The sequence below is a fragment of the Polaromonas sp. P1_G2 genome (genome assembly GCF_056405515.1).
Window position 1 is genome coordinate 1 of the sequence record NZ_JBFUBY010000035.1, and the last position, 21376, is coordinate 21376.

Consider the following 21376-nt stretch of genomic DNA (forward strand, 5'->3'; position numbering starts at 1 on the left):
CCATGGAGATCATCCACGACGACCAGAATTTCACCCATGAATGGCTGCGCGAAGGCCAGGTGCTGGGCTGCGTGACCACGCTCAAGCAGGCGCTGCGCGGCTGCAAGGTGGAGCCGCTGGGCGCGATGCAGTACATCGCGGTGGCGGCGCCGGCCTTTGCGCAAAACCGCCTCGGCCTGCGCGACGGCGCGGGCGACAGGCAGGCCGCGCCCGGGTTGACGCAGTACAACTTCCGCGAGGTGCCCTTCATCGCCTTCAATCGCAAGGACGAGTTGCCGGTCGATTTTGTCAGCAAGGCCTTCGGGCTCAAGCGCGTCACCCTGAACCAGCTGTTCGTGCCCTCGTCGGAAGGCATGGTCAGGGCCGTGCTGGCGGGCTGGGGCGTCAGCGTGGTGCCGCGCCTGCTCGCGCAGGGCCTCATTGACCAGGGCCAGCTCGTCAATGTGGCGCCCCATTACACGCTGCCCATCCAGCTCTATTGGCATTGCTGGAACCTGGAGTCCGAGGTTCTGGACGCCCTGACGGCCGCGCTCAAGCAGTCGGCAGCCCAGTCGCTGGTGCCGTAACGCAGCGCTGCGGCACGGCGATGCTTGGGGCTGGAACCAGCCCCTTGGTATTCAATTTCCCGCCGCACGGCCAAGCCTGACCCTGTAGGACAGCGCCGAAGACTGCCACTAAAGGCCTCAATTCGGGGACTAATCCCATTTACAAAAGCCGGGTGCGTGCGCACACTGCAGAAACTATGCAGGGCGCGCCGCGGCATGGCAGGGAAAGGCACAAGGTAACAGGAATGCTGGGATGGCTCGGGCTGCGTACCCGTCTGGTTCTGCTGGTGCTGCTCGCGCTGCTCCCCGTCTTCGGCCTGCTTGTCTATTCCGCGGAGCAAAGCCACAGGGCCGCGTTGCGGCTGGCGCAGTCGGACCTGCTGTCGGATGTCCTGATGCTCTCGACCCGCGAGCAGCGCACGGTGGACATGGTCCACGAGCTGCTCAACGGCATTGCCAGCGGGCCGCACATCAAAAACCTGGTGCCCGGCCTGTGCGGCCAACACCTGAAAAACCTCCACGCGGAGCATCCCGAAATCACCAACATGGGCCTGGCCGCGTCCGACGGTACCTTGCTGTGCGACGCACTGGGTACGACCAACGGCCTGCGTATCGATGACCGGCCTTATTTCAAGCAGGTCATGGCGGGCCAGCGTTTCGCGGCGGGCCGTTATGCCACGGGCCGCGCCAGCGGGCGTCCCGGCATCGGTTTCGCAGTGCCCGTGCGCAACGAAGCCGGGAACATCAGCGGCGTGGCTTTCGCGGTGCTGGGGCTGCCCGCGCTGGCGGAATCGCTGGCGGAGGCACCCACCATGCCGGGCGCCCGCCTGTCCGTGCTGGACCGGGACGGCACGGTGCTGGCGGTGTCCCCGCCGGCGCCGTCCTGGCTGGGCGAGCCGCACCCGGACCCCAACGTGCAACAGGCGGTGCGGGAGCGCCGGCAAGGGGTGCAGCATGCGGCGGGCATGCAGGGCGCGCCGCGGGTCTATGCCGTGGCGCCCGTGCCGGGCGGAGGACGCGAGGGCTTGATGGTGGCGATCAGCGTTCCGGAAGCGGTGATCGCGGCGCCCAGCCATGAGGACCTGGTTCTCGAACTGCTGGCGCTGGCGGCGATGGCGCTGGTTGGCGTGGCCTGCGCGCGCTGGATGGGCAACCGGCTGATCGTCAACCCCGCCAAGGCCATCCTGAGAGAAGCCGACGAGGTGGCCCAGGGCAACCTGGGCGCACGCGTGAAGCTGGGGCCGCTGTACCAGGGCGAGCTCGGCGAAATCGGGCTCACCTTCAACCGCATGGCCGAGTCGCTGCAAGCCCGGCAGCGGGAGCTCGACGCCATGCTGGACCGCGTCGACAAGGAGCGGTCCCTGCTGGACCTGATCCTCAACAGCATGAACGAGGGGGTGATCGCCACGGACACCGAAGGCCGCTTCCTGCTGTTCAACGCCACGGCGCGGGTGCTGTTCAACGCGGCGCCGGATCCCGGCATGCGGATCGAGGACTGGCGCCGCGGCCATGAACTGCTGATGCTGGACGGCAGGACGCCCTACCCCACGCCCGAACGCCCGCTGACCCAGGCCGCGCGCGGCATCCGCATCGACAACTGGGACCTGGTGTTTCGCCGGCCCGGCGCGGAAGACAGGGTGCTGCGCATCAGCACCCGGCCGCTGCGCGACGCCGCCGGCATGCTGATGGGCGGCCTGGTCGTGTTCAACGACATCACCGCCCAGAAGGCGGCGGAAAACTTCGCGCGGGCGCAGGAGCAGGTGCTGGCCCTGATCGCCGGCGGGGCGCCCCTGGCACAGTCACTGGAAGCCATCGTTCGCCTGATCGAAGACAGCTCGCCGGACAGCCTGTGCTCCATCCTGCTGCTGGAGGACGGCAAGCTGCACCTGGGAGCCGCGCCCAGCCTGCCCGACCGCTACAACCAGGCCATCGAGGGCCTGCTTGCCAACGAGGGCGTGGGCGCCTGCGGCACCGCGGCGTTCCGCAACCAGCTGGTGGTGGTGGAAGACACGCAGAGCGACCCGCTGATGCAGGACTACCGCGAGCTGATGCGGGAGCACGGCCTGCGGGCCTGCTGGTCCATGCCGGTGGTGTCGACCGACGGCGAGGTGCTCGCGACGTTCGCGATCTACCGCGCTTACCCGTGCAGGCCCCAGACCGCTGAGATCGAGCTGATCGCCATCGCCGCGCGCCTGGCCGGCATCGCGCTGGCGCGCGTGCGCGCCGAGGCGGCCCTGGTCAGCAGCGAGGCGCGCTTTCGTGAACTGGCGGAAAACATCCAGGACGTTTTCTACAACGTGGATCCGCGCTCCGGCCGTCTCCTCTACATCAGCCCCGCCTATGAAAAGATCTGGGGCCGCAGCCGCGAAAGCCTGTTTGCCGACCCTCTTTCGTACGCCGATGTCGCATTGCCGGAGGACACCCATTTGCTCAAGGAGGCCAGGAAGCGCAATCGCATCGGGCAAGCCTCCGACACCGAATACCGCATCCTGTCCACGGACGGCCAGATACGCTGGATACGGGACCACGCCTACCCGGTAATGGGTGCTTCCGGCGAGCTGGAGCGTGTGGTGGGCACGGCGCGCGACATCACCGACCGCAAGCTCGCCGACCTGGCGCTGGCCAGCACCAACCGGGCCTTGCAGATGCTGAGCCGCTCCTGCATCGCCATCAACCGCGTGGACGAGGAAAGCGAACTGCTGGCCGAGGTATGCCGCGTCGCCGTCGACGTGGGGGGCTATCGCATGGCCTGGGTGGGCTATGCGCAGGACGACGCGGAGCGCCGCATCCTGCCCGTGGCCCACGCCGGCGAAGAAAACGGCTATCTTGCGGCGATCCGCCTGAGCTGGCGCGACGACGATGCCACCGGCCAGGGCCCGGCGGGCCAGGCCGTGCGCAGCGGGCAGCCCCAGCAGACCGGCGACATCAGTCAGGCCGAGAGCCGGTTCTACTGGCACGCGCCGGCCCTGGAGCGCGGGTTCCTCAGCGCGATCTGCCTGCCACTGCGCGACGGCCCGCGCAGCTTCGGCGTGCTGTGCCTGTATTCGGGCGAGGCGCAGAATTTCAGCGCCGATGAGGTCAGGCTGCTGCAGGAGCTCGCGGACAACCTGGCTTTCGGCGTGATCGGCTTGCGCGCGCGGCTGGAACGCCGGCGCAGCCAGGAGGCCGAGCGTCAGGCCGTCATCAAGATACGCGAGCAGGCTTCGCTGCTGGACCGGGCGCAGGACGCCATCATGGTCCGCAACCTCGACCGGACCATACGCTTCTGGAACAAGGGCGCCGAGCGCCTTTACGGCTGGACGGCCGAAGAGGTGCTCGGCAAGAGCATGGAAACGTTCATGTACGCCGATCCCCAGGTGCTGATCGACAGCATGGCCCGTACGGTGGCCAATGAGGGCGACTGGAGCGGCGAACTCGAGCAGCGCGCACGCGACGGCTCGATGGTGTGCATCGAAGCGCGCTGGACGGTGGTGCGCGACGAGCGGGGCCAGGTCAACGGGGTGCTGGGCATCAACACCGACATCCACGAACGCAAGCGCGCGCGCGAGGAAATCCTGCGGCTCAATGCCAGCCTGGAGGAACGCGTGCAGCAGCGCACCGCCCAGCTCGAATTCGCCAACAAGGAGCTGGAGGCTTTCTCCTACTCGGTGTCGCATGACCTGCGCAGCCCGCTGAGCGCTGTTGACGGCTTCAGCGACCTGCTTGAGCGGGCCATGGCCAAGGCCGAAAGCAGCCCCCTGACCGAACGCAGCCGGCATTACCTGGCGCGCATACGCGCGGGGGTTTCACAAATGGGCGAGTTGATCGACGCGATGCTCACGCTGGCGCAGGTGTCGCGCTCCAGCCTGCGCTGGGAGCGGGTCGACCTCAGCGCGGTGGCCGAAGCCCTGCTGGCCGGCTACCGCGAGCGCGAACCCGACCGTGCCGTGCGCCTGCATGTCGAACCCGGCGTGACGGGCCAGGGCGACCCGCGGCTGCTCAAGCAGGTGCTCGACAACCTGATCGGCAATGCCTGGAAGTTCAGCGCCAAGCAGGAATACACCGAGATCAGCTTCGGCCGCGAAACCGGCAAGGACGGCGAGACGGTGTACTTCGTGCGCGACAGGGGCGCGGGCTTTGACATGGCCTATGTCGAAAAACTGTTCGGCGCCTTCCAGCGCCTGCATGCGCTGTCCGAGTTCGCCGGCACCGGTGTCGGCCTGGCCACGGTGCAGCGCGTCATCGCGCGCCACGGCGGCAAGGTGTGGGCCGAGTCACAGCCGGATAAAGGTGCGACGTTTTATTTCACGCTGGGTGTGGAGACGGTGTAACCCCCGTCCAGGCTCACTGCGTGTAGCCTGTTCCCCCAAAAGTGATGCACCCCTGTCCAAGCTCACTACGTGTAGCCTGTTCCCCCCTCAAGGGGGCGGCGCCTGCGGTCTGGCAAAGCCAGTCCCGCGGCCCCCTGCTGGTATTGAGCGGCTCGCTTCGCATCGCGCCTGGGACGCCGTGCATTGCACGAAGTGAGGAGCGCTGACTAAAAGGTTTTCTGTTGGAGTGTCTCGCGAAGGGTCTGTGCCTTGTCGGCATCAAACTGCCCTTCAACCCGGGCCAGCACCTCGCCCTGGCGGTTGACCACCACGGCATAGACCTGGTCGGTGCTGCCCAGGCCGGCGGAGCGCACGAAGCTGGCGCGGTCGGTGAACACCGGCACCAGTTTGGCCCGCTCGGTGTCGGCCGGGTAATGCTGGAGCAAGCGGTTTTCGACCGCGCTGCGGCCCGTCATCGTGCCGGGGTCGTTGACCACCGGCATGCGCATCCAGGTGATCGAAGGGTCGTTGCGCAAATTCATGCCCTGGATCCAGCTCTCGACCTGGGCGTGCTGGCCGCGCTTGAAGGTGATGAGGGCGAGGGTGCGGTCGGAGGGCAGGCCCTCGGGCACGGTGACCGGCTGTCGCAGCAGGGTTTGCGCCATGAAGGCCGGCAGGCGACCCATCACGCTGGAGTCATTGGGCGCCGCAAGCGCGAGTGCAAAGGCCAGGCCGGCGGCGGCAAGCCAGGCGCCAAGATAGGACACATTGCTTTTCATGGTGCTCTCCCCGATAAGGGTGCGGTGCAGGAAGTCCTGCATGAACCCTTCATGCAAGATACATGCAAGCCGAACGGCGCGCAAACCCACAATTGGAACAAAGTGTTATCACCTTGTGATGACGCTTTGCTTCCGCGTTGCAGGCCCTTGTTGGGTCATGCGCCGCGCGGGAAGTTCAAAAAAAAGTGGCGCGGCCGAATGCGCCATGGCGTTATGACTTTAGTCAGCAGCGGCGTGCGGACAGCGCGCTGATAAGAATGCTTTGGACTGTTGAGCTATTGGCCGATGCCGATCAGCAGTTCAGGTAAATAACCCTCCTGCTCGCCCTTGCGCGCATAGCCCAGCGGATTGGCGACGACGCGGCAGCCACGGCTGGTGTAGTCGATCGCGCAGTGCAAATGGCCGTGCAGCCACAGGTCGGCCAGCGGCAGCAGTTCATCGAGGGCGTTGCAAAACCCCGCCGTGCCCGGTGCCAGGCCGTAGCGCGGGTCGGCGCTCAGCAGGCTGGGCGCGAAGTGAGTGACGGCCACCGTGAGGCCGTCAAAGGGCTGGGCCAGTGCCTGCCGCAGCCAGGCCTGGCTTTTCAGGCCCTGCTCGCGCACGTCGGCCGCCAGCAGCGGCTGCCCGCCCCTGAACGAATGATTTTTGCTGAGGTAGAAATTGGCCGCGCGAAAGGCTTTCTCGCGCGCCTTCAGCTGTTCGCCTAGCGTGATATCGGCGTCTTGGGCCTGGCCCCCGCTCAGCGCGTCGAAGTCGGTCCACAGCGTGCTGCCCACAAAACGGATGCCCCGCAGCACCACGATTTCCTGTTCCAGCCAGACCATGCCCAGCCGCTCGCAAGTCTCGCGCAAGCGCGCATGGGCGGCGTCAAAGTCCAGGCCGTCGTACTCGTGGTTGCCCGGCAGGAAGAGCACCGGGGTCGGCCAGCCAGCGCCACCCTGGGCCACGGGCAGGGGCGAAAAACGCGCCAGGCCGAAATCGGCGACGCCGCGTTCTCCCAGCAGCGAGCCCTGCTGGTAGGAGCCGATGTCGCCGGCCAGCACCAGCAGGTCGGCGCCGGGCACCGGCCTGGCCGTGAAGTCGGGGTTGCTTTCGAGATGCAGGTCGGACAGGAGCTGGATGTTCACCCGTCGATTGTGCGGGAAGACCGGCCCTGTTCCGGGCGAGGGCTTTTTGCTTGCGCCACCGCGCGCCCCTGCACTGCGCTAGATTCCATGGGGCGGGGCATGAAGCTATGGAACAGGAGCCGCTTGTGACGCAAATCGAGATCAGGAACGCCGCCGTGGCGCAAACCTTCGCGGCCTACCCGCCGGACTTGCGGCGCCGCTTGATGCTGCTGCGCGGGCTGATCCTGGACACTGCGGCCGCCACGCCCGGCGTCGGCGAGATCGAGGAAACGCTCAAGTGGGGGGAACCTGCCTACCTCACGTCGGCCAGCAAAAGCGGCAGCACCCTGCGCCTGGGGCCGGTCAAATCCAGTCCTTCGCAGTACGCCCTCTACTTCAACTGCAAGACCACGCTGGTGGACACCTTCCGCACGCTGTTTCCGCGGGAGCTCCGTTATGAAGGAAACCGGGCCATCGTGCTGGACGCCGCCGACGCGCTGCCGCGTGATGCGCTGGCATTCTGCATCCAGGCGGCCTTGACGTATCACCGGAGGAAATCCGTATGAAACCGCGCATTACCCTGATCACCCTGGGCGTTGATGACCTTGAGCGCTCGCTGGTTTTTTACCGCGACGGCCTGGGGCTGGCGACGCCCGGCATCGTCGGTAAGGAATTCGAGCACGGCGCCGTGGTCTTCCTCGACCTGCAGCCCGGCCTCAAGCTGGCGCTGTGGCCGCGCGCCAGCCTGGCGCACGACACCGGCCTGCTGCCCTCGCAGCGCGGGGTGCCGGGCTTTTCACTGGCGCACAACGTGGCCTCGCAGCAGGAGGTGGACGCGGTGATGGCCGAGGCCGCGAAAGCCGGCGCCGTGATCACCAAGCCGGCAAGCGCGACCTTCTACGGCGGCTATGCCGGCTACTTCCAGGATCCGGACGGCCATCTCTGGGAAGTGGCGTGGAATCCGCAGTTTGAGCTGGCCGATTAGGGTCGCCGCGGGCCTGGGTGATGTCAGGCCAGCGGCGCCGGCAGCCGCACCGTGAAGGTCGTTCCTTGCCCGGGCTGGCTGCTGATCGCAACAAAGAAAGGCTCTCTCAGGACGGAAGCCATCCCTGAGTAAATAGGATTCCCGAAACGATTAAAAGAGCCCCTGCCCAGAAGCGTGGATGGAGACACTCTCCGAATAGCTGACGGCTACCGAGGGGGACCAGAATGTATCCACCCGCCGCGAACGGCACCAGTTGGGAAAGAGGGAGGGTTTGAAGTGCGAGCATCACGAGGCCAATCGACACCAGTTGCAGGCTGCCAGCCGCACCGAGACGAGCCAGCCGTCGCGGGAAGCTACCGGGTAGCGCCGCCCCCTTCATGAAAAGCTGGGAAACACTGCTGCAGGCCAGGGACGTTAAGCAGAGCCCGAGTTCGGCTGGGCTCATCGCGGCATCACTCCCCGGCTGGTGAGCACCACGCCTGCAAGGATGAGCGTCATCCCAACGGCGTAGCTACCGGTCAACACTTCTGCGAAGATCCACGCACCCGCTAGGGGAGTGATGCCGTAGATAAGTGCCGTCCACGGATAGGCTACCGATAACGGCAGTCGGCGAAGGGTCAGCAGCCAGCAGCAAATACCGCCGGCGGAAGCACCCAAAGCAGCCCACAGCCAGGGGTTGCGAACAAAACCTTCCATCGCACTGGCATGGGTCAACGAGTGCAGTCCCGCGAACTTTAAGAGTATCTGGGATGCAGTCATGCACAAGATCATCCCCGCCAGGAAAACTGCGTGCATCATCTGCCAGCGACGATGATGCTCTGGCCACAGGCGATGTCCCGCAACAGGGGAATGCGTTCGACAAGCGGCTCGACCGCTCGCAGGACTTTGGCGATTGGGTCCGGACAGAAGAAGGGCACTAGGTTTAACATGCGGCAACGGTGTACAGATAGGCTGGCCGCGGTGATCCAGCTGCATATCAAGCCGGGGCGGAAGGAGCGTTCTTCGTGCTCGATGTGATAATTTGAGAAGCGTTCCAGGAGCTTAAGGACCGGGTTGTTGCCGTTGGGCTCGAGCACAATTACTGTGCCCTCGAATGCGGCCAGTCCGGCCAGGGCGCGAGCTGGATCGGGCAGATGATGAAGTACCCCTCGAATTACGATGCAGTCGAATCGCCCGGAAGCGATGTATTCGTCAAGCACGTAGATATTACCGACTTCGAAGTGCACGGTGTCCGCAACACCCAGAGCCTGAGCGCGGGCACGGGCGGCGTCGATGGCCACGGCGGCTGGGTCAAGGCCAACAACCTGGCGTACGCCAAGGCGGGCAAATTCGACGGTATACGCACCATCGCCGCAACCTAGGTCTAGCACAGAGGCGCCACGGAAGTCGAAGGATTCGGCGATGGCGCGGCTTATTCGGCCATTGGCGAGGCGAGACGATAGACGGTCCCCTGTATATGCGTAAGCCCCGAGTTCGCGCACATCTTCGTCAAAGCGACGAACATTTCGTTTAATGTCGGGGGGCTGGACTTTGGTCATAGTGTGCCGGCAGCCTTGGCGGCCGTGATTTCATTGAGGCTTGATGCCGACAGCGAGCATGTTGCCGACGTTTATGGCGAAGGTATGGTCCGCAAGCCCGGACCGCTCAAGCAGGCTGAGGAGTGTTTTTTTTGCAGAATCCGGCAGCGGCGTGAGTCGAAGCCAGTAACGCAGCGGGTAGGCGTTGCGGATCGGGCTCAGTGCAATGCGTTCGAACCCGGCCCTTTGGAGCAGTTCACGCAGGGCCCGGGGGCTGAAGAGTTGGAGGTGCTCAACATCGATGATCGGCGAACGCAGGCCGAGCAGCCGATTGAGAGGAGCCCGCCAGTCATGCACCACTACCGCTATTGCGCCTCCTGGCTCGAGGAGACTGTGGGCGGTGGCGACGAAATCGCCCGGATCAGGTAGATGTTCAAGCGTCATGAAGGAACAGATGAGGGATGGAGTCTCGCCGTCAAGCATGGATGCCGAGAACATTCCCTCCCTAAGCAGGGGGCGTGCTGCCGGCGGGGCGGCGTCGATAGCTGCCCGTGAAGGCTCGATGCCAATCACCGGTGTGAATCCTTGGGCCTGCAACCAAGGAAGGAACGGTCCGCTACCGGCGCCTACATCGATTGCAGCGTTGCGGACGGTGAGCCCTTGCAAGTGGGGCTCAAGAGCGTCAGCGTATGTTTTGGCCGCGGCCACTGCTTCGGGACCCGAGTCAAAACCCGCATCAGCGTAGGCGGCGTGCAGGAAGTCCTCGGCCGGAGGCGAAGGCGCGTAGACCAAATCGCAGGTGGTACAGCGCACGAGGCGAAGGCACATGAATTCCGGTGGTTTGCGGGATGCGTAAGTCAGAGTTCCGACCCGCTCGGGATCAATACGCTCGGCAGCGAAGGGCGCGTGGCTGCGGCCCATGCAGACGGGACATGCGCGCTCGACGCTCAAAGTTGCCCCCTCGGATCTGCGGGACGGATCTCACCGTGCACGATCAGACTCCGGCGAATGAAGGCTGGTCGAGCTTTGATCTCCTCGAAAATCTTGCCTATGTATTCGCCTAAAAGACCGATTCCGAGCAGTGTGAAGGAACCGAAAAACATAACCAGCAATGATAGAAAGGTCACGCCCTTGGGGACTGTCTCGGGGCTGAGAACCCGTACAAGGATGCTGAAGATCGCCAGCAAAATTGTCGCAAAGGATGCAACCCCTCCCGCCGCGGTAAGCAAGTGCAGCGGCATGCGGGAGAAGGAAAAGATGCCTTTCTTGGCCCAACCGATGTTCTTGATCCAGTTATTTGTGCTGACACCAAACATGCGCTCGGGCCTCACATAATCCACCCCTTCCTGGTGGAAGCCTACATAGGCGCGCAGTCCGCGCAGGAACGAGTCGCGCTCCTGGCATTGGAGCAGCCAATACACGACGGTACGGTCGATCAGAGAAAAGTCACCCGCATCTTTTGGAATGGGGACCTCGCTCATCAGGGCAAAAACACGATAGAAAGCCCGATAACAGGCCTCGAGTAGCACGGGCATCTCACGTTTTATCCTCCGACCATAGACAACGTCCGCACCTGCGCGCCAACGCTCTACGAAAGCTTCGATCAGTTCCGGCGGATCTTGCAGGTCGCCGTCCATCAGTACCACGGCCTCCTTGCTGGCAAGTTCCATGCCGCTGCGAAAGGCTGCTTGGGAGCCGAAGTTACGCGAATGGGTGATGCCGATCACATGGGGGTCGCGGGCGCTGATCTCCCGGATCACCTCAGCGGAATCGTCGGGGGAGTTGTCGTTGACAAAGATAATCTCGTAATCAAGCCCCACTCGCTGGAACATCGCTACTAACCGTTCATGCATGACCGGGATAGCCTGAACGTCACGATAACAAGCTATCACTGCAGAGATGGAGTTCTTTTCCTTGCGTGGCTGTGTGCGCTTGGTCAGTCGTGTGAAATTTGCATCGACGAGATAGTTTCGCCACCAATCGCGAGTTTTCTTGAGGCCATCTGTGAGGTCCACTTTGGCAGACCAGCCAAGCAGACGTTTTGCCTTGGTAGTGTCTGCGTACCAGTTGTCTGTTGTATCCCATGCACGGCCTGCGGCGGGGTTGAAGCGCGGTTCGGCAGTGAGCCCGAAAGATGTGAGGGCCAAGTCGGCGAGTGCTGCGAGGGTGGTTGGCCGGCCGCTGCCGATGTTGATGGACTCACCGGCAAGATTTGGCCCCATCAGCTGCGCGGTATCGGCAAAGGCTTCGATGACGTCGTCCACGTGCACGAAGTCGCGGCTTACCTCGGCTCGAGCCAGAACCGGGAGTTCCCCTCGCAGGCTGGCTTCGCACAGCGCGGGGATGAGCCTCGAGCTGTCCTCAAACGGACCATACACCGAGTAGAGACGCAGGTTGGTAACCGGAACGCCGCGCACCTTGCCGAAATAAGCAATGGCAGCGCCGGCAGCGACCTTGCTAACCGCATAGTGGCTGTTTGGCACGAGTGAGGCATTTTCAGCGGGAGCTGCTGAGTTGAGACCGTATTCCGACGAACTGCCTGCGTGAACGAAGGCTGCCAGCTCCATCCCCGCAATCTCTTCCATCAGGCGAATAAAGCTGAGGTAGTTGGTTGCGTGGACGCGCTCATAGTTCTGCTCGAAGGAATAGGCCCCAAAGGATGCGCAATCGAAGACCATCTTTGGTCCAACCCGGTGTAGCACCGATCGGACGCTAACCGGATCCTGCAGGTTCAGGAATGCGATGTTGGTCGAGGGTACGCCGTCGAGACGCCAGGTGTCGCCGGAAAAAACGGTGCCGGTTACATCGCTGCGCACCGCAAGCAGACGGCGTAGCAAGTTGGCTCCAATGAAACCGCTGGCACCAAGAACCAGCACCGGGCCAGCCAGATTTCTAAGCTTGTTGTCGAGAGTCATTTTCTCAGCCGGTGACCATGGAACGGATGGATGGCGCATCGAGCCCGCACTGGGCACGGTGAAAAGCCTGGGAGCCGAAGCGACCGGTGGGATAGCCGAGAGCCGGTCTATGAACGAAGCGCCCCGCTGCCAAGCCGCGGGCGGCGAGGCCAAATGCCAAGTTCATCCCGAGTCCCCCTTGGGCAACATGTTCTTCCAGAACGTAAAGGGGACGACCAATTATCTGATCCAGAAATCTGGATGGTATTTCGGCGTCATTGAACTCGCACACAGCCCATACCGACGGTCTTGAATCGATATCAAGGTCGGCCAAGGCTTGCCAGGCAACGCCCGCAATCGGACCAAGAGCCGCAATAGCGCCGCAGCGACCGGGCAGAACTTCTCGCCAGGGGGCGTACTCAGGCACACTTTGACCAACCGGCCTGACGTCGTAGCCCAGGCGAAGATAAGTAGGCTCGTCAAGGTGCGCAAGAAGTGCAGGTAGATCATTGTCAAAAGCCGGCACCAGCACACGCACGCCCAGGGCATTCATCGCTGCACAGTCTTCAAGTGCGTGATGGGTCGGTCCCATATGGCCGTATGCGTAACCACCGCCGTTTCCCACCAAGCACACCGGCAGGCCGCCCAGGCAAAGGTCATTGCGGATCTGTTCGAAGGGACGTGCGTAGCAGAAGGGGGCAATGCTGTAGACGATCACGCGCAAGGATTCACGCGCGAGCCCTGCCGCAACGCCGATCATGTTCTGTTCGGCCACCCCGGCATTGACGAAGCGTCTACCAAACGCGGACTTGACTTCTTCCAGGGCCATAAAACCGAGATCGCCGGTGAGGAAAAACCAGTCGTCGTGGTTGCAGTGCGCCAAAACCGCGTCTGCGAAGGCTTTTCTCATTGAGCGCCCTTCTGTTCGAAGGTGCTGAGGGCCGCTGCATAGTTGGCCTCAGACAAAGGCAGGTAATGGGATTCCAGCTGGCCCTCGAAATGCAGACCACGCCCCTTAACAGTGTCAAGAATCAACACCCGGGGAGCGCCATTGGCGGGTCTGGCGATGGCTTTCGCGATGGCATCTGGATCGTGGCCGTTGATCCTTTGAACGTCAGCACCGAACGCTGTTATGCGTGGAGTGAGATCGTCACAAGAGATCACGTCAGCCGTGCGACCGAAACCCTGCAGGCCATTCTGGTCGATGAGTATGACAAGATTTCTCAGCCGCTGATGGATGGCGAAGTTAAGGGCCTCCCAGCAGCTACCCTCCTGCCATTCGCCGTCGGAGCAAAGACAGAAGACCTGATGATCAAGACCCTTGTGGCGTGCCGCGAGAGCAAGGCCGGCCGCCAACGACGGACCGTGTCCGAGAGATCCGGTGGAAAACATCAACCCGGGAATGCCGGAGCCGCTAGGGTGGCCGGGAAGCAAAGTGTCGTCACGCGTGAAAGTCCGTAGATCAGTATCAGAGAGGCGACCAAGGCTCCATAGTGTGGCGTAGAGAGCTCCAGCCGAGTGCCCTTTTGAAAGAACAAAGYGGTCGCCTGGCGCCATCACAATGTGATGCAGCGTCATCAGTGCGTCTATACATGAGAAATTACCGCCGAGATGCCCACAGTTTGCGTCATGGTGAAGCTGAAGSAGTCTTATTTTCGTATCGCGAAGAAGATCGGCGAAGAGATCACTTATTTCTTTCATTGTTCTGCGCCCTTTGCCGTATAAATTTGGTGCGCAGAATTGCGCAGGTGAGACACCGGCTCAAAATTATTCAGAATATATTGATAATCAAAGGGTTGCGGCGCCATGAAGTTCGGGTTGCTTTCTCGGTGCAAGTCGGCCAGAGGCTGGATGTTCACCCGCCGATTGTGCGGGAAGACGGTCCCGATGTCAGGCCAGCGGCGCCGGAAGCCGCACCGTGAAGGTCGTTCCCTGCCCGGGCTGGCTGCTGACCTCGATCTCGCCCTTGTGCAGGTCCACGCATTCCTTGACGATGTGCAGGCCTATGCCAGTGCCGGAAATATTGCCCACGTTGGTGCCGCGATGAAAGCTGCCGAACAGGCGCGGCAGGTCGGCCTCCGGAATGCCTATGCCCTGGTCGCTGATGCGCAGGTGCATCTGCTCACCGACGCCGCGGACCGCGAATTTCACCGGCGTGTCCGGGTCTGAATACTTGAGCGCGTTGCCCAGCAGGTTGATCACCACGTGGCGCAACAGCTGCTGGTCCGCCGTGCGCGGCGCGTCCAGCCCGTCGCAGGTGAGGGATACGCGCGCGGCCTGCGGGTTGCCGCGCTCGAGCTCGGCCATCACCTGCACCAGCCAGTCGGGCACCACCAGCGGGGCCGCCTCGAACTTGAATTTGCCCAGCTCCAGGCGGCTGGTCAACAGCACCTGCTCGACCATGTTGTTCATGCGCGCCACGGCGGTCTTGATCTGGCCCAGCAGCTCGCGGCGCTCTTCGGCCGGAAAGCTCGCCCCGTAGGCATCCAGCAGTTCCACGGACGACAGGATGGCGGCCAGCGGCGTGCGGAACTCGTGCGAGGTGACCGCCACGAAGCGCGACTTGAGCTCCGACAACTCGCGCTCATGCGCCAGCGCCTTGAGCATGTCTTCCTCCGCCTGGCGCTTGAGTGTCACGTCGGTCAGGAAGTTGAGCGTGGCGGGCGTGCCCTCCCACTCGAACATCACCGCGCTGATYTCGAGCCAGCGCGTGATGCTTTGGCTGTGCTGCACGCGGAACTGGTAGTGGTTTTCGACGCTCTCCCCGCGCAGGCGCTTGCGGTGGTTGCCGAGCACCCGCTCACGGTCGTCGGGGTGGATGAACTCGATGAAGGGGCGGGACTTGGCGGTTTCCTCGTCCAGCGCGGTGAGTTTCAGCGCCTTGGGGTTGGCATAGAGGATGCGGCCGCCGGCCGTGACCAGGATGCCCTCACTGACGTTTTCGACCACCGCGCGGTATTTGGCCTCGGAGTCGGTGCGCCTGCCGATTTCCACGCGCAATTGCTTGGAGGTATCGAGCTGCCAGGTGATGTTGTTGGCCAGGTGAATGACGCGTAGCAGTTGCCCCGAAGGGCTGTGGATGGGCAGCGCGCGCTGGCTCAGCCTTGCGACGTCGCCGTTGGGCCTGCGCACGCGATATTCCTCGCTGCGCTTGATGACGGCCTGCTGCAACTGCCGCACCCGGTCGCGGTCCGCGGGGTCGACCTGGTCCAGCCATTGCCACGTATCGCCCGCCAGTTTCTCGGCCGACAGGCCCCAGAAAATCTCAAAAGCCGGGTTGGTGTAGCTGATGCGGCCGCTGGCCGGGTCCCAGGACCAGAGCATGGCGTCGATATTGGCGGCGACCTGCCGCAGCAATTCCTCGCCGGGCAACGAAGCCGGCGTCACAGCCGACGTCGATGCGGGGGAGGGTGCGGGCATGCAGGGAGCATAGCCGTTCGGGACGCGTGATTTCCTCCCGTTAAACCCCGGCCATGCGGGGCTGCGGATCAAACTATGCATGTTTTGCATGGGTTTGGCCCCGTCTTAGGCTTGAAACCCTAGGGAAAACCCTTATTCTTGATCCATCGCCAACTTTTCACCCTCTGCCGGGTGACTTTCGACATGTATAGCCTGTTTGCCCAGATCGCCCGTTTCCTGCCTTCCGCCGCCGGCGTGGCCCCCGTCAATGGCGTGGCCCACAACCTGATGGAGCGCGCCGAAGCCCGTGCCGGCCGCAACCCCCAGCAAGCCCAGGAACTGCGCGACGCCGCTCGCGCCTACCTCAGCGTGGTTCGCTGAGGCCCGCTCCGCCTGAAGGCGGAGCACCCTCTCAAAGCTTCACACCCGCGCCCTTCACCGCGGGCGACAGCACGGCCACCTGCTCCCTGACGAAGCCGGTGAACGCCGCCGGGCTCATGGCCTGGGTGGTGATGCCCAACTCCAGCATCTTCTTTTTGATCTCTGCCGTTGCCAGTATTTCGTTGCAGGCGCTGCTCAGCCGCGCCACCACGTCGGCCGGCATGTGCGCCGGCCCGCTCAGGCCGAAGAAGTTGTCCAGTACCAATTTCCGGTAGCCGAACTCAAGCACGCTGGGCACATCCGGCACCAGCGGTGAGCGCGCCGCCGAGGTCACCGCCAGCGGCACCAGCTGTCCGCTCTTGAAGTAAGGCACAAACGCCGTCAGCACGTCGATGCCGATGGGGATCACGCCCGCGATCAGGTCCGTCGTCATGGRCGCGCCTCCGCGGTAGGGGATGTGCTGCAGGTTCACGCCCATGGCTTTTTTCATCAACTCACCGTAGATGTGGCCGATGGAGGCCGGCCCGCCCGAGCCGAAATCCAGCCGGCCGGCCTTGCGCGCCTGCGCCTCCACGTCGGTCATGGTCTTGATGGGCACATGCGGGTTGGCCATGACCACGCAGGGCGCGTTGCCGATCAGCGCGATGTGGGTAAAGCCCTCCACCGGGTCATAGGGCTGCTTTTCCAGCGCGAACGGGCCTATGGACACCGGCGTCGAATTGCTCAGCATCAGCGTGTAGCCGTCGGCAGGCGCCTGCGCCACCACCAGCCCACCCACGCTGCCGCCCGCACCGGGGCGGTTGTCCACCACCACCGCCTGGCCCAGCTTTTTGCCGAGTTGTTCGGCCATGACGCGCGCGACGATGTCGCTGGCGCCGCCGGCCGGGAAGGTCACGACGATCTTGATGGGTTTGTCGGGCCAGGCCGCGAAGGCCGGCAGGGCGAGGGACGCGGCACTGCCGGCGAGAAGTTTCAGCGCGCTGCGGCGTGCGAGGGGCCGGCGAAGTTCAAAGTGGGACATGGAGCGTTCCTGCGGACAGTTGAGTGCGAAACTGTGTGCAAAAACCGTGCCCCAGGGCCCCAAAACCGTTCAAATGAGGGGCGGTGCGCGCCGGGCGCCGGAATATCGCCGGCAAATCAATAGCCGCTTGCGCACGTCGCCCCGCCTCGTGATCAGCGCCACAGCTCTCCACTCAGGGACACATCCTTGACCATGCGCTCTTCCAGGTAGGCGTCCTTGTACGCGGAACGCACGGTCTTCCAGGTTTCGCTGTTGGCCGGGAGGTCCGTGCGCGCCGAGATGATGGTGCGAAACGAGATATGGCCGACGCCGGTGAATGACGCTTCGGCGCGCAGGGCCGCATTGCAGTTGATCGTCTCCCCCGGGCCGATCATTCCAGGGGGGCAAATGTCGGCCCGTATGTCGCCGGGCTTCAGTGCCAGCTCCGAGGCTCGCATATTCGGCAGCGGGTGCAGGGTCAGGGCGATGCGCGGCTGGCTCACGCGGATGGCGCGGCGGCCTGCATTGGTCAGGGAAAAACCGAAGGAAACGGTGTGGTCCTGCCAGGCGACCTTTTGCTGGAACTTGACCTGCAGGTTGGGAGCCAGGGAGTCCACCAGTTCATCGACCGCCTTCACCCGCTCCAGCCGCTTGCGTTCCGCGGCCTGGGCGTCGGGCACCGGCTTCTGCGCGGGCTCGGGAACCGGTTCCGCCACGGCCTTTGGCAGCTGGATCTCGGTTTTCATCTGCTCCATGTTGGCGCSCAATGCCTCGGTCTGGGCCTTTGCCTCGGCGAGCTTTTGTTCAAGCTGCTGCTGGTTCTTGTGGTTGTCGGCCATCAGTTGCTGCATCAACCGCTGGGCCTCCTTCTGCGCCTTGGCCGCCGGGCGGTCCACCAGCAGATAGCGCGCCGCACTGCCTCCCACCACCATCACCAGGCAGGCGATCAGCAGGAAAACCAGGGTGTCGTATCGCTGGGCCCCGCCATCCTTGACGGGTTTGGGAGGCGGAAGGGGCGCCAGGGGAATGGGGGGCATCTGTTTGTAAGCCATGAGCAATGACGTGGGTGAATGAGGTTATGGGTTGGGTGGGTTGGTGGATCAATGGTTAACGGGTGAGGAGCCAGCAGCCCGGCCATCCGCTTCGGGGCGTCGGGTTCACCATCGCCGAGCAGCCCATGCCGTTCGGTTGTGAATTCAAGCCTTGAGGCCGGCGGAACCTGACGCCATGCCTCGCCGGAGGACATCGCAGTTCCGGTTGCAAGCGCCACCCTCCTCATCTCATTGACATTTTTTAACAAGCACTCTTTGAGAAACTTCCGTTGGTGAGGCACGCTCTCCCGGGGCGCATGCCTTGGTTTGACTTTGCTTTACGTTACATTTTTTTGCAAGTAGACCGTTTGGCAACGTTCAATGTCTCGATTGCCGAAGAGCAAAACCAAAGAATTAATTTGATGAGATGGCGCTAGCCGGGGAGAGTTGGGACCGCGCCCGAAAGCCCAAAAAGCTGTGTGGTGCGCTAAATAAAGGCCGCCGGATAGGGGGACCTGGACCTTGAATCGCCCGCTGTTGCAGGGGCGTTGTGTGCCGCCACTTGAAACCGGAAGGCCGCAGCGGGCCGGCATCGATTGGCATGCTGCCAGCGACCTGCGCCGGTCCGGACGCGCTTAAGCCGATAAACCCTTGCCGTGCGTGCCTACCAGCGGCTGCGCAAACCCACCAGTACAGCCAGCTTGCGCTGGGCCGAATTGTGTTCAGCCTGAACGTCGGCGAAGAGGTCCACACCTTTGCTGATGCTGCCGCTGGCGCCCAGCCCTAGGATCAGCGTGTCCCGCTTCAGTGCCGCACCCGAAACCTGGAAAGGCGAGGCCGTCGCCGCGCCCTGGAATTGCGCTGTCAGCGGTGCGTTCAGGTCAGCGAACTCGTGCGCCCAGATCACGCGAGGCTCGATGTGGATGCGGCCTGCATCAAAAGATGCCTTGGCGCCCAGCATCGATCTGGATGAGTTGATGGTCTGGCCGGCCACTTGCAGATTGAGCGCCCCTGCGCCGGTTTCGGTGAAGCCATCGGCCTTGTTTCTGCTGAGCGAAAGCCCGGCCAGCGGTTGCAGCGTCCAGCCGTCCATCGGAATTGAATAGCAGGCCTCTCCCGCACTTTTCCGAATCCATCGCCGCACTGCGCCAGCCGCCGGGTATCGACGCGCTGGCCGAGCTGCGCAAGCTGACCGAACGCGAAAAGCAGGTGCTGTGTTCGGTGGCGGAGGGCGCGTCCAGCAAACTGATTGCCGCCAGCTTATTGCTGCAGCGTGAAACCGTGCGCACGCACAGGCGCAACCTGATGCTGAAGCTGGGCATGCACAACAGCGCCCAGCTGACGGCCTTCGCGATCCGTGCCGGGCTGATTTAGCCTTGGTGCCGGCTGGCTAGCTCAGGCGGAGAAGGCCTGGTCGGCCGCCCGCACCAGTGCCTGGCGTAACCACGCATGCGCGCTGCGTTGCTGCGAGCGCCGGTGCCACACAGCGTCCACGTGCACCGGCGACACGTCAAACGGCAGCGGGCGCAGCACCAACTGGTCGGCGATTCCAGTCACCCTGACGAAATGCCGCGGCAGCACGGTGAGCAGGTTGGAATTGGCCACCACCCGCCCCGCGGYGAAGAACTGGTTGACGGTCAGCACCACATGCCGCTCCCGGCCCAGGGAGGCCAGGGATTCGTCGATAAAGCCGTAGGGCCGGCCCGAAAAGCTCACCAGCATGTGGCGCGCGGCGCAAAAACGGTTGAGCGTGAAAGGGCCGGTGGCCAGCGGATGGTCCTTGCGCATCACGCAGACATACTCGCCGTCATAGAGCCGCTGGTGCAGGAAGGGCAGGGGTTCGCCGCTTTGCGCGTGCGCGGTCAGGTCGGCCAGCAGCGAGGGAAAGTAGCCGACGGCCATATCGCAGGTCTCTTCGTCGAGCATGCGCCGTGGGTCCCGGGTGGTGAGCGGCACCACCCGCATCGACACGCCGGGGGCTTCCTGATCCAGCGTTTCGACCAGGCCGGGCATCAGCTCGGCCGCGGTCGCGTCGGCCATGGCCAGCACAAAGGTGGTGTTGGCCGTGCCGGGCACAAATTCGCTGGGGACCAGCGACTCTTGCAGCTGCTGCAGCGCCTCGCGCACGGCCGGCCAGATGGCCAGGGCGCGCGATGTGGGCGCCATGCCCTGGCCGCTGCGCTGCACCAGCTCGTCGCCCAGGGTCTCTCGCAGCCGGCGCAGCGCATTGCTGACGGCGGGCTGGGTCAGCGACAGGTTGCGGGCCGCCCGCGTCAGGCTGCGCTCGGCCATCACTTCGTCGAAAACACGAAGCAGGTTCAGGTCAAGCGTCCGGAAATTAAGGGGATTCAAGGAAGTGGAAGGGGGTGGAMGGGGGTAGGTGAGCGGGTTTGGCCCAGGATTATCACTATTGTGAATGAATCACATCATAAAGATAAAGTTGAGTAACATCAGTGATAACCCTAATATCCCCTTACCCGCTGAGATATCTGTGTCCCGGCGGGGATAACCAATCGGGAGTTCCTCATGACCAGCTTCGTCAATATCAAACATTCCACACAGCATCCCGGCGTTGTCCGTGCTGAGTCGGCCTTTGGTGCCGTACGCCAGCTGGGCCATGCATTCTCCGGCACCCGCGGCCTCGCCACGCTGCTCTTGTCCGCCGTTGCGGCCGCCGTTATGGTGGTGGCTTACCAGGTGATGGACAGCGTTACCGAAGGCCATCTGCTGGTGATGTGGATCGCGCTGTGGGCCATCGCCTTTGCCACCCTGGCGCTTTTTGCCGGCAGCGCACGCAACGCCGCCGCCCGCGTCAAGACCGGCCTCGACCGCTGGTCGCGCAGCCTGGCCGAAGCCCGCGCCGACCAGCGCCTGTGGCAAGCCGCCCGGAACGATCCCCGCGTGATGGCCGATCTGCAAATGGCCCTGCAACGCGCGGCCGATGTTGAAGAAGTCGCAGCCGCTCCCGCCGTCAAGGCCGAGCGTGCCGAGGCTGTCAACGGTGTCTCGGTGCTGCGCGCCTACCATCGCAGCTATATCTAAGCATCCCGCCGGATGCCGGGCAGCCCGCCGCGGCGGCCCACAAAAAAGCCACCTTGTCAGGTGGCTTTTTCTTTGCCCTGTCGCCGGATGGTTTCAGGGGCATGAGGCGCGGCGCAGGTCGTGCGCCGCACCCGCATGGCAGGCCGATCAGGCAGCCAGGCGGCGCTCGATCGCGGCTTTGGTCTCCCCCAGCTCTTTCGGCAGGTGATGTTCGAGTTGCTTGAACAGTTCGGCGTGCAGCTCCAGCTCTTTCAGCCAGGCGGCCTTGTCGATGCTGGTCACGGTGTTGAACTGCTCGGCGCTGAAGTTGAGGCCGGTCCAGTTCAGGTCTTCATAGGCGGGGCTGATGCCGGTGATGTGCTCGGAACCCTTGCCCGTGCCTTCGATGCGGTCGATCATCCACTTGAG

22 protein-coding genes are annotated in these 21376 nt (G+C 63.7%); 7 read left to right on the forward strand and 15 right to left on the reverse strand.

Going from position 1 to position 21376, the window contains the following annotated elements; genetic code table 11:
* A partial coding sequence (locus AC1D0P_RS05780; protein ID WP_477675834.1) for a LysR substrate-binding domain-containing protein occupies positions 1-566 on the forward strand: 566 nt, incomplete at its 5' end.
* Between the two features lie 224 nt (positions 567-790).
* Positions 791-4855: a PAS domain S-box protein gene (locus AC1D0P_RS05785; protein WP_477675835.1), complete on the forward strand. Its 4065-nt coding sequence runs from the start codon at positions 791-793 to the stop codon at positions 4853-4855.
* 206 nt (positions 4856-5061) lie between these two features.
* On the opposite strand, the gene AC1D0P_RS05790 is transcribed toward AC1D0P_RS05785, so the two are convergent.
* Both AC1D0P_RS05790 and AC1D0P_RS05795 read right to left on the reverse strand, forming a co-directional pair.
* Positions 5062-5613, reverse strand: coding sequence for a hypothetical protein (locus AC1D0P_RS05790; RefSeq protein WP_477654425.1), 552 nt, complete (start codon positions 5611-5613; stop codon positions 5062-5064).
* 275 nt (positions 5614-5888) lie between these two features.
* Positions 5889-6740 carry a metallophosphoesterase gene (locus AC1D0P_RS05795; protein WP_477675836.1) on the reverse strand — a complete coding sequence of 284 codons (852 nt, stop codon included), beginning with the start codon at positions 6738-6740 and terminating at the stop codon, positions 5889-5891.
* A 125-nt stretch (positions 6741-6865) separates the two neighbouring features.
* Here AC1D0P_RS05795 and AC1D0P_RS05800 point away from each other — a divergent pair, with 125 nt between their 5' ends.
* The gene (locus AC1D0P_RS05800) at positions 6866-7285 is read left to right on the forward strand and encodes a DUF1801 domain-containing protein (RefSeq protein WP_477675837.1); all 420 of its coding nucleotides are present in this window, start codon (positions 6866-6868) and stop codon (positions 7283-7285) included.
* Positions 7282-7704 carry a VOC family protein gene (locus tag AC1D0P_RS05805; RefSeq protein WP_477675838.1) on the forward strand — a complete coding sequence of 141 codons (423 nt, stop codon included), beginning with the start codon at positions 7282-7284 and terminating at the stop codon, positions 7702-7704. The genes AC1D0P_RS05800 and AC1D0P_RS05805 overlap by 4 nt, the downstream gene beginning before the upstream one ends.
* A 441-nt stretch (positions 7705-8145) precedes the next feature.
* Here the strand turns inward: AC1D0P_RS05805 and AC1D0P_RS05810 are convergent, their stop codons facing one another.
* From AC1D0P_RS05810 to AC1D0P_RS05845, 8 genes are read right to left on the reverse strand one after another with little or no spacing between them, the layout of a single operon-like run.
* On the reverse strand, positions 8146-8463 hold the full coding sequence (locus tag AC1D0P_RS05810; RefSeq protein WP_477675839.1) for a DMT family transporter: 318 nt from the start codon (positions 8461-8463) through the stop codon (positions 8146-8148).
* Between the two features lie 35 nt (positions 8464-8498).
* Positions 8499-9242: a class I SAM-dependent methyltransferase gene (locus AC1D0P_RS05815; RefSeq protein ID WP_477675840.1), complete on the reverse strand. Its 744-nt coding sequence runs from the start codon at positions 9240-9242 to the stop codon at positions 8499-8501.
* 30 nt (positions 9243-9272) lie between these two features.
* On the reverse strand, positions 9273-10172 hold the full coding sequence (locus AC1D0P_RS05820; RefSeq protein ID WP_477675841.1) for a class I SAM-dependent methyltransferase: 900 nt from the start codon (positions 10170-10172) through the stop codon (positions 9273-9275).
* Complete coding sequence (locus tag AC1D0P_RS05825) at positions 10169-12136, reverse strand: NAD-dependent epimerase/dehydratase family protein (protein ID WP_477675842.1); 1968 nt, start codon at positions 12134-12136, stop codon at positions 10169-10171. The genes AC1D0P_RS05820 and AC1D0P_RS05825 overlap by 4 nt, the downstream gene beginning before the upstream one ends.
* 4 nt (positions 12137-12140) lie before the next feature.
* Entirely contained in the window at positions 12141-13025 is an 885-nt protein-coding gene (locus AC1D0P_RS05830) for a transketolase family protein (protein ID WP_477675843.1), read from the reverse strand.
* The gene (locus tag AC1D0P_RS05835) at positions 13022-13816 is read right to left on the reverse strand and encodes a 1-deoxy-D-xylulose-5-phosphate synthase N-terminal domain-containing protein (protein WP_477675844.1); all 795 of its coding nucleotides are present in this window, start codon (positions 13814-13816) and stop codon (positions 13022-13024) included. The genes AC1D0P_RS05830 and AC1D0P_RS05835 overlap by 4 nt, the downstream gene beginning before the upstream one ends.
* Positions 13813-13974: a hypothetical protein gene (locus AC1D0P_RS05840; protein WP_477675845.1), complete on the reverse strand. Its 162-nt coding sequence runs from the start codon at positions 13972-13974 to the stop codon at positions 13813-13815. The genes AC1D0P_RS05835 and AC1D0P_RS05840 overlap by 4 nt, the downstream gene beginning before the upstream one ends.
* Before the next feature lie 31 nt (positions 13975-14005).
* Entirely contained in the window at positions 14006-15535 is a 1530-nt protein-coding gene (locus AC1D0P_RS05845; RefSeq protein WP_477675846.1) for a sensor histidine kinase, read from the reverse strand.
* A 171-nt stretch (positions 15536-15706) separates the two neighbouring features.
* Here AC1D0P_RS05845 and AC1D0P_RS05850 point away from each other — a divergent pair, with 171 nt between their 5' ends.
* Entirely contained in the window at positions 15707-15895 is a 189-nt protein-coding gene (locus AC1D0P_RS05850) for a hypothetical protein (protein ID WP_436155678.1), read from the forward strand.
* Positions 15896-15926: 31 nt separating this feature from the next.
* Here the strand turns inward: AC1D0P_RS05850 and AC1D0P_RS05855 are convergent, their stop codons facing one another.
* The 3 genes from AC1D0P_RS05855 to AC1D0P_RS05865 form a co-directional block, all read right to left on the reverse strand.
* Entirely contained in the window at positions 15927-16916 is a 990-nt protein-coding gene (locus AC1D0P_RS05855; RefSeq protein ID WP_477675847.1) for a Bug family tripartite tricarboxylate transporter substrate binding protein, read from the reverse strand.
* Between the two features lie 152 nt (positions 16917-17068).
* The gene (locus AC1D0P_RS05860; protein ID WP_477675848.1) at positions 17069-17947 is read right to left on the reverse strand and encodes a hypothetical protein; all 879 of its coding nucleotides are present in this window, start codon (positions 17945-17947) and stop codon (positions 17069-17071) included.
* 643 nt (positions 17948-18590) lie between these two features.
* The gene (locus AC1D0P_RS05865; RefSeq protein WP_477675849.1) at positions 18591-19019 is read right to left on the reverse strand and encodes an autotransporter outer membrane beta-barrel domain-containing protein; all 429 of its coding nucleotides are present in this window, start codon (positions 19017-19019) and stop codon (positions 18591-18593) included.
* A 5-nt stretch (positions 19020-19024) separates the two neighbouring features.
* On the opposite strand from AC1D0P_RS05865, the gene AC1D0P_RS05870 reads away from it, so the two are divergent.
* Positions 19025-19300, forward strand: coding sequence for a response regulator transcription factor (locus AC1D0P_RS05870; RefSeq protein WP_477675850.1), 276 nt, complete (start codon positions 19025-19027; stop codon positions 19298-19300).
* A gap of 21 nt (positions 19301-19321) precedes the next feature.
* Here the strand turns inward: AC1D0P_RS05870 and AC1D0P_RS05875 are convergent, their stop codons facing one another.
* A complete protein-coding gene (locus AC1D0P_RS05875) occupies positions 19322-20278 on the reverse strand; it encodes a LysR family transcriptional regulator (protein ID WP_477675851.1) in 957 nt (318 codons plus the stop codon).
* A gap of 174 nt (positions 20279-20452) precedes the next feature.
* On the opposite strand from AC1D0P_RS05875, the gene AC1D0P_RS05880 reads away from it, so the two are divergent.
* A complete protein-coding gene (locus AC1D0P_RS05880) occupies positions 20453-20968 on the forward strand; it encodes a hypothetical protein (RefSeq protein ID WP_477675852.1) in 516 nt (171 codons plus the stop codon).
* Between the two features lie 147 nt (positions 20969-21115).
* Here AC1D0P_RS05880 and AC1D0P_RS05885 read toward each other — a convergent pair.
* Positions 21116-21376 (reverse strand): phosphoenolpyruvate carboxykinase domain-containing protein (locus AC1D0P_RS05885; protein WP_477675853.1); only part of this gene is annotated, 261 nt, incomplete at its 5' end.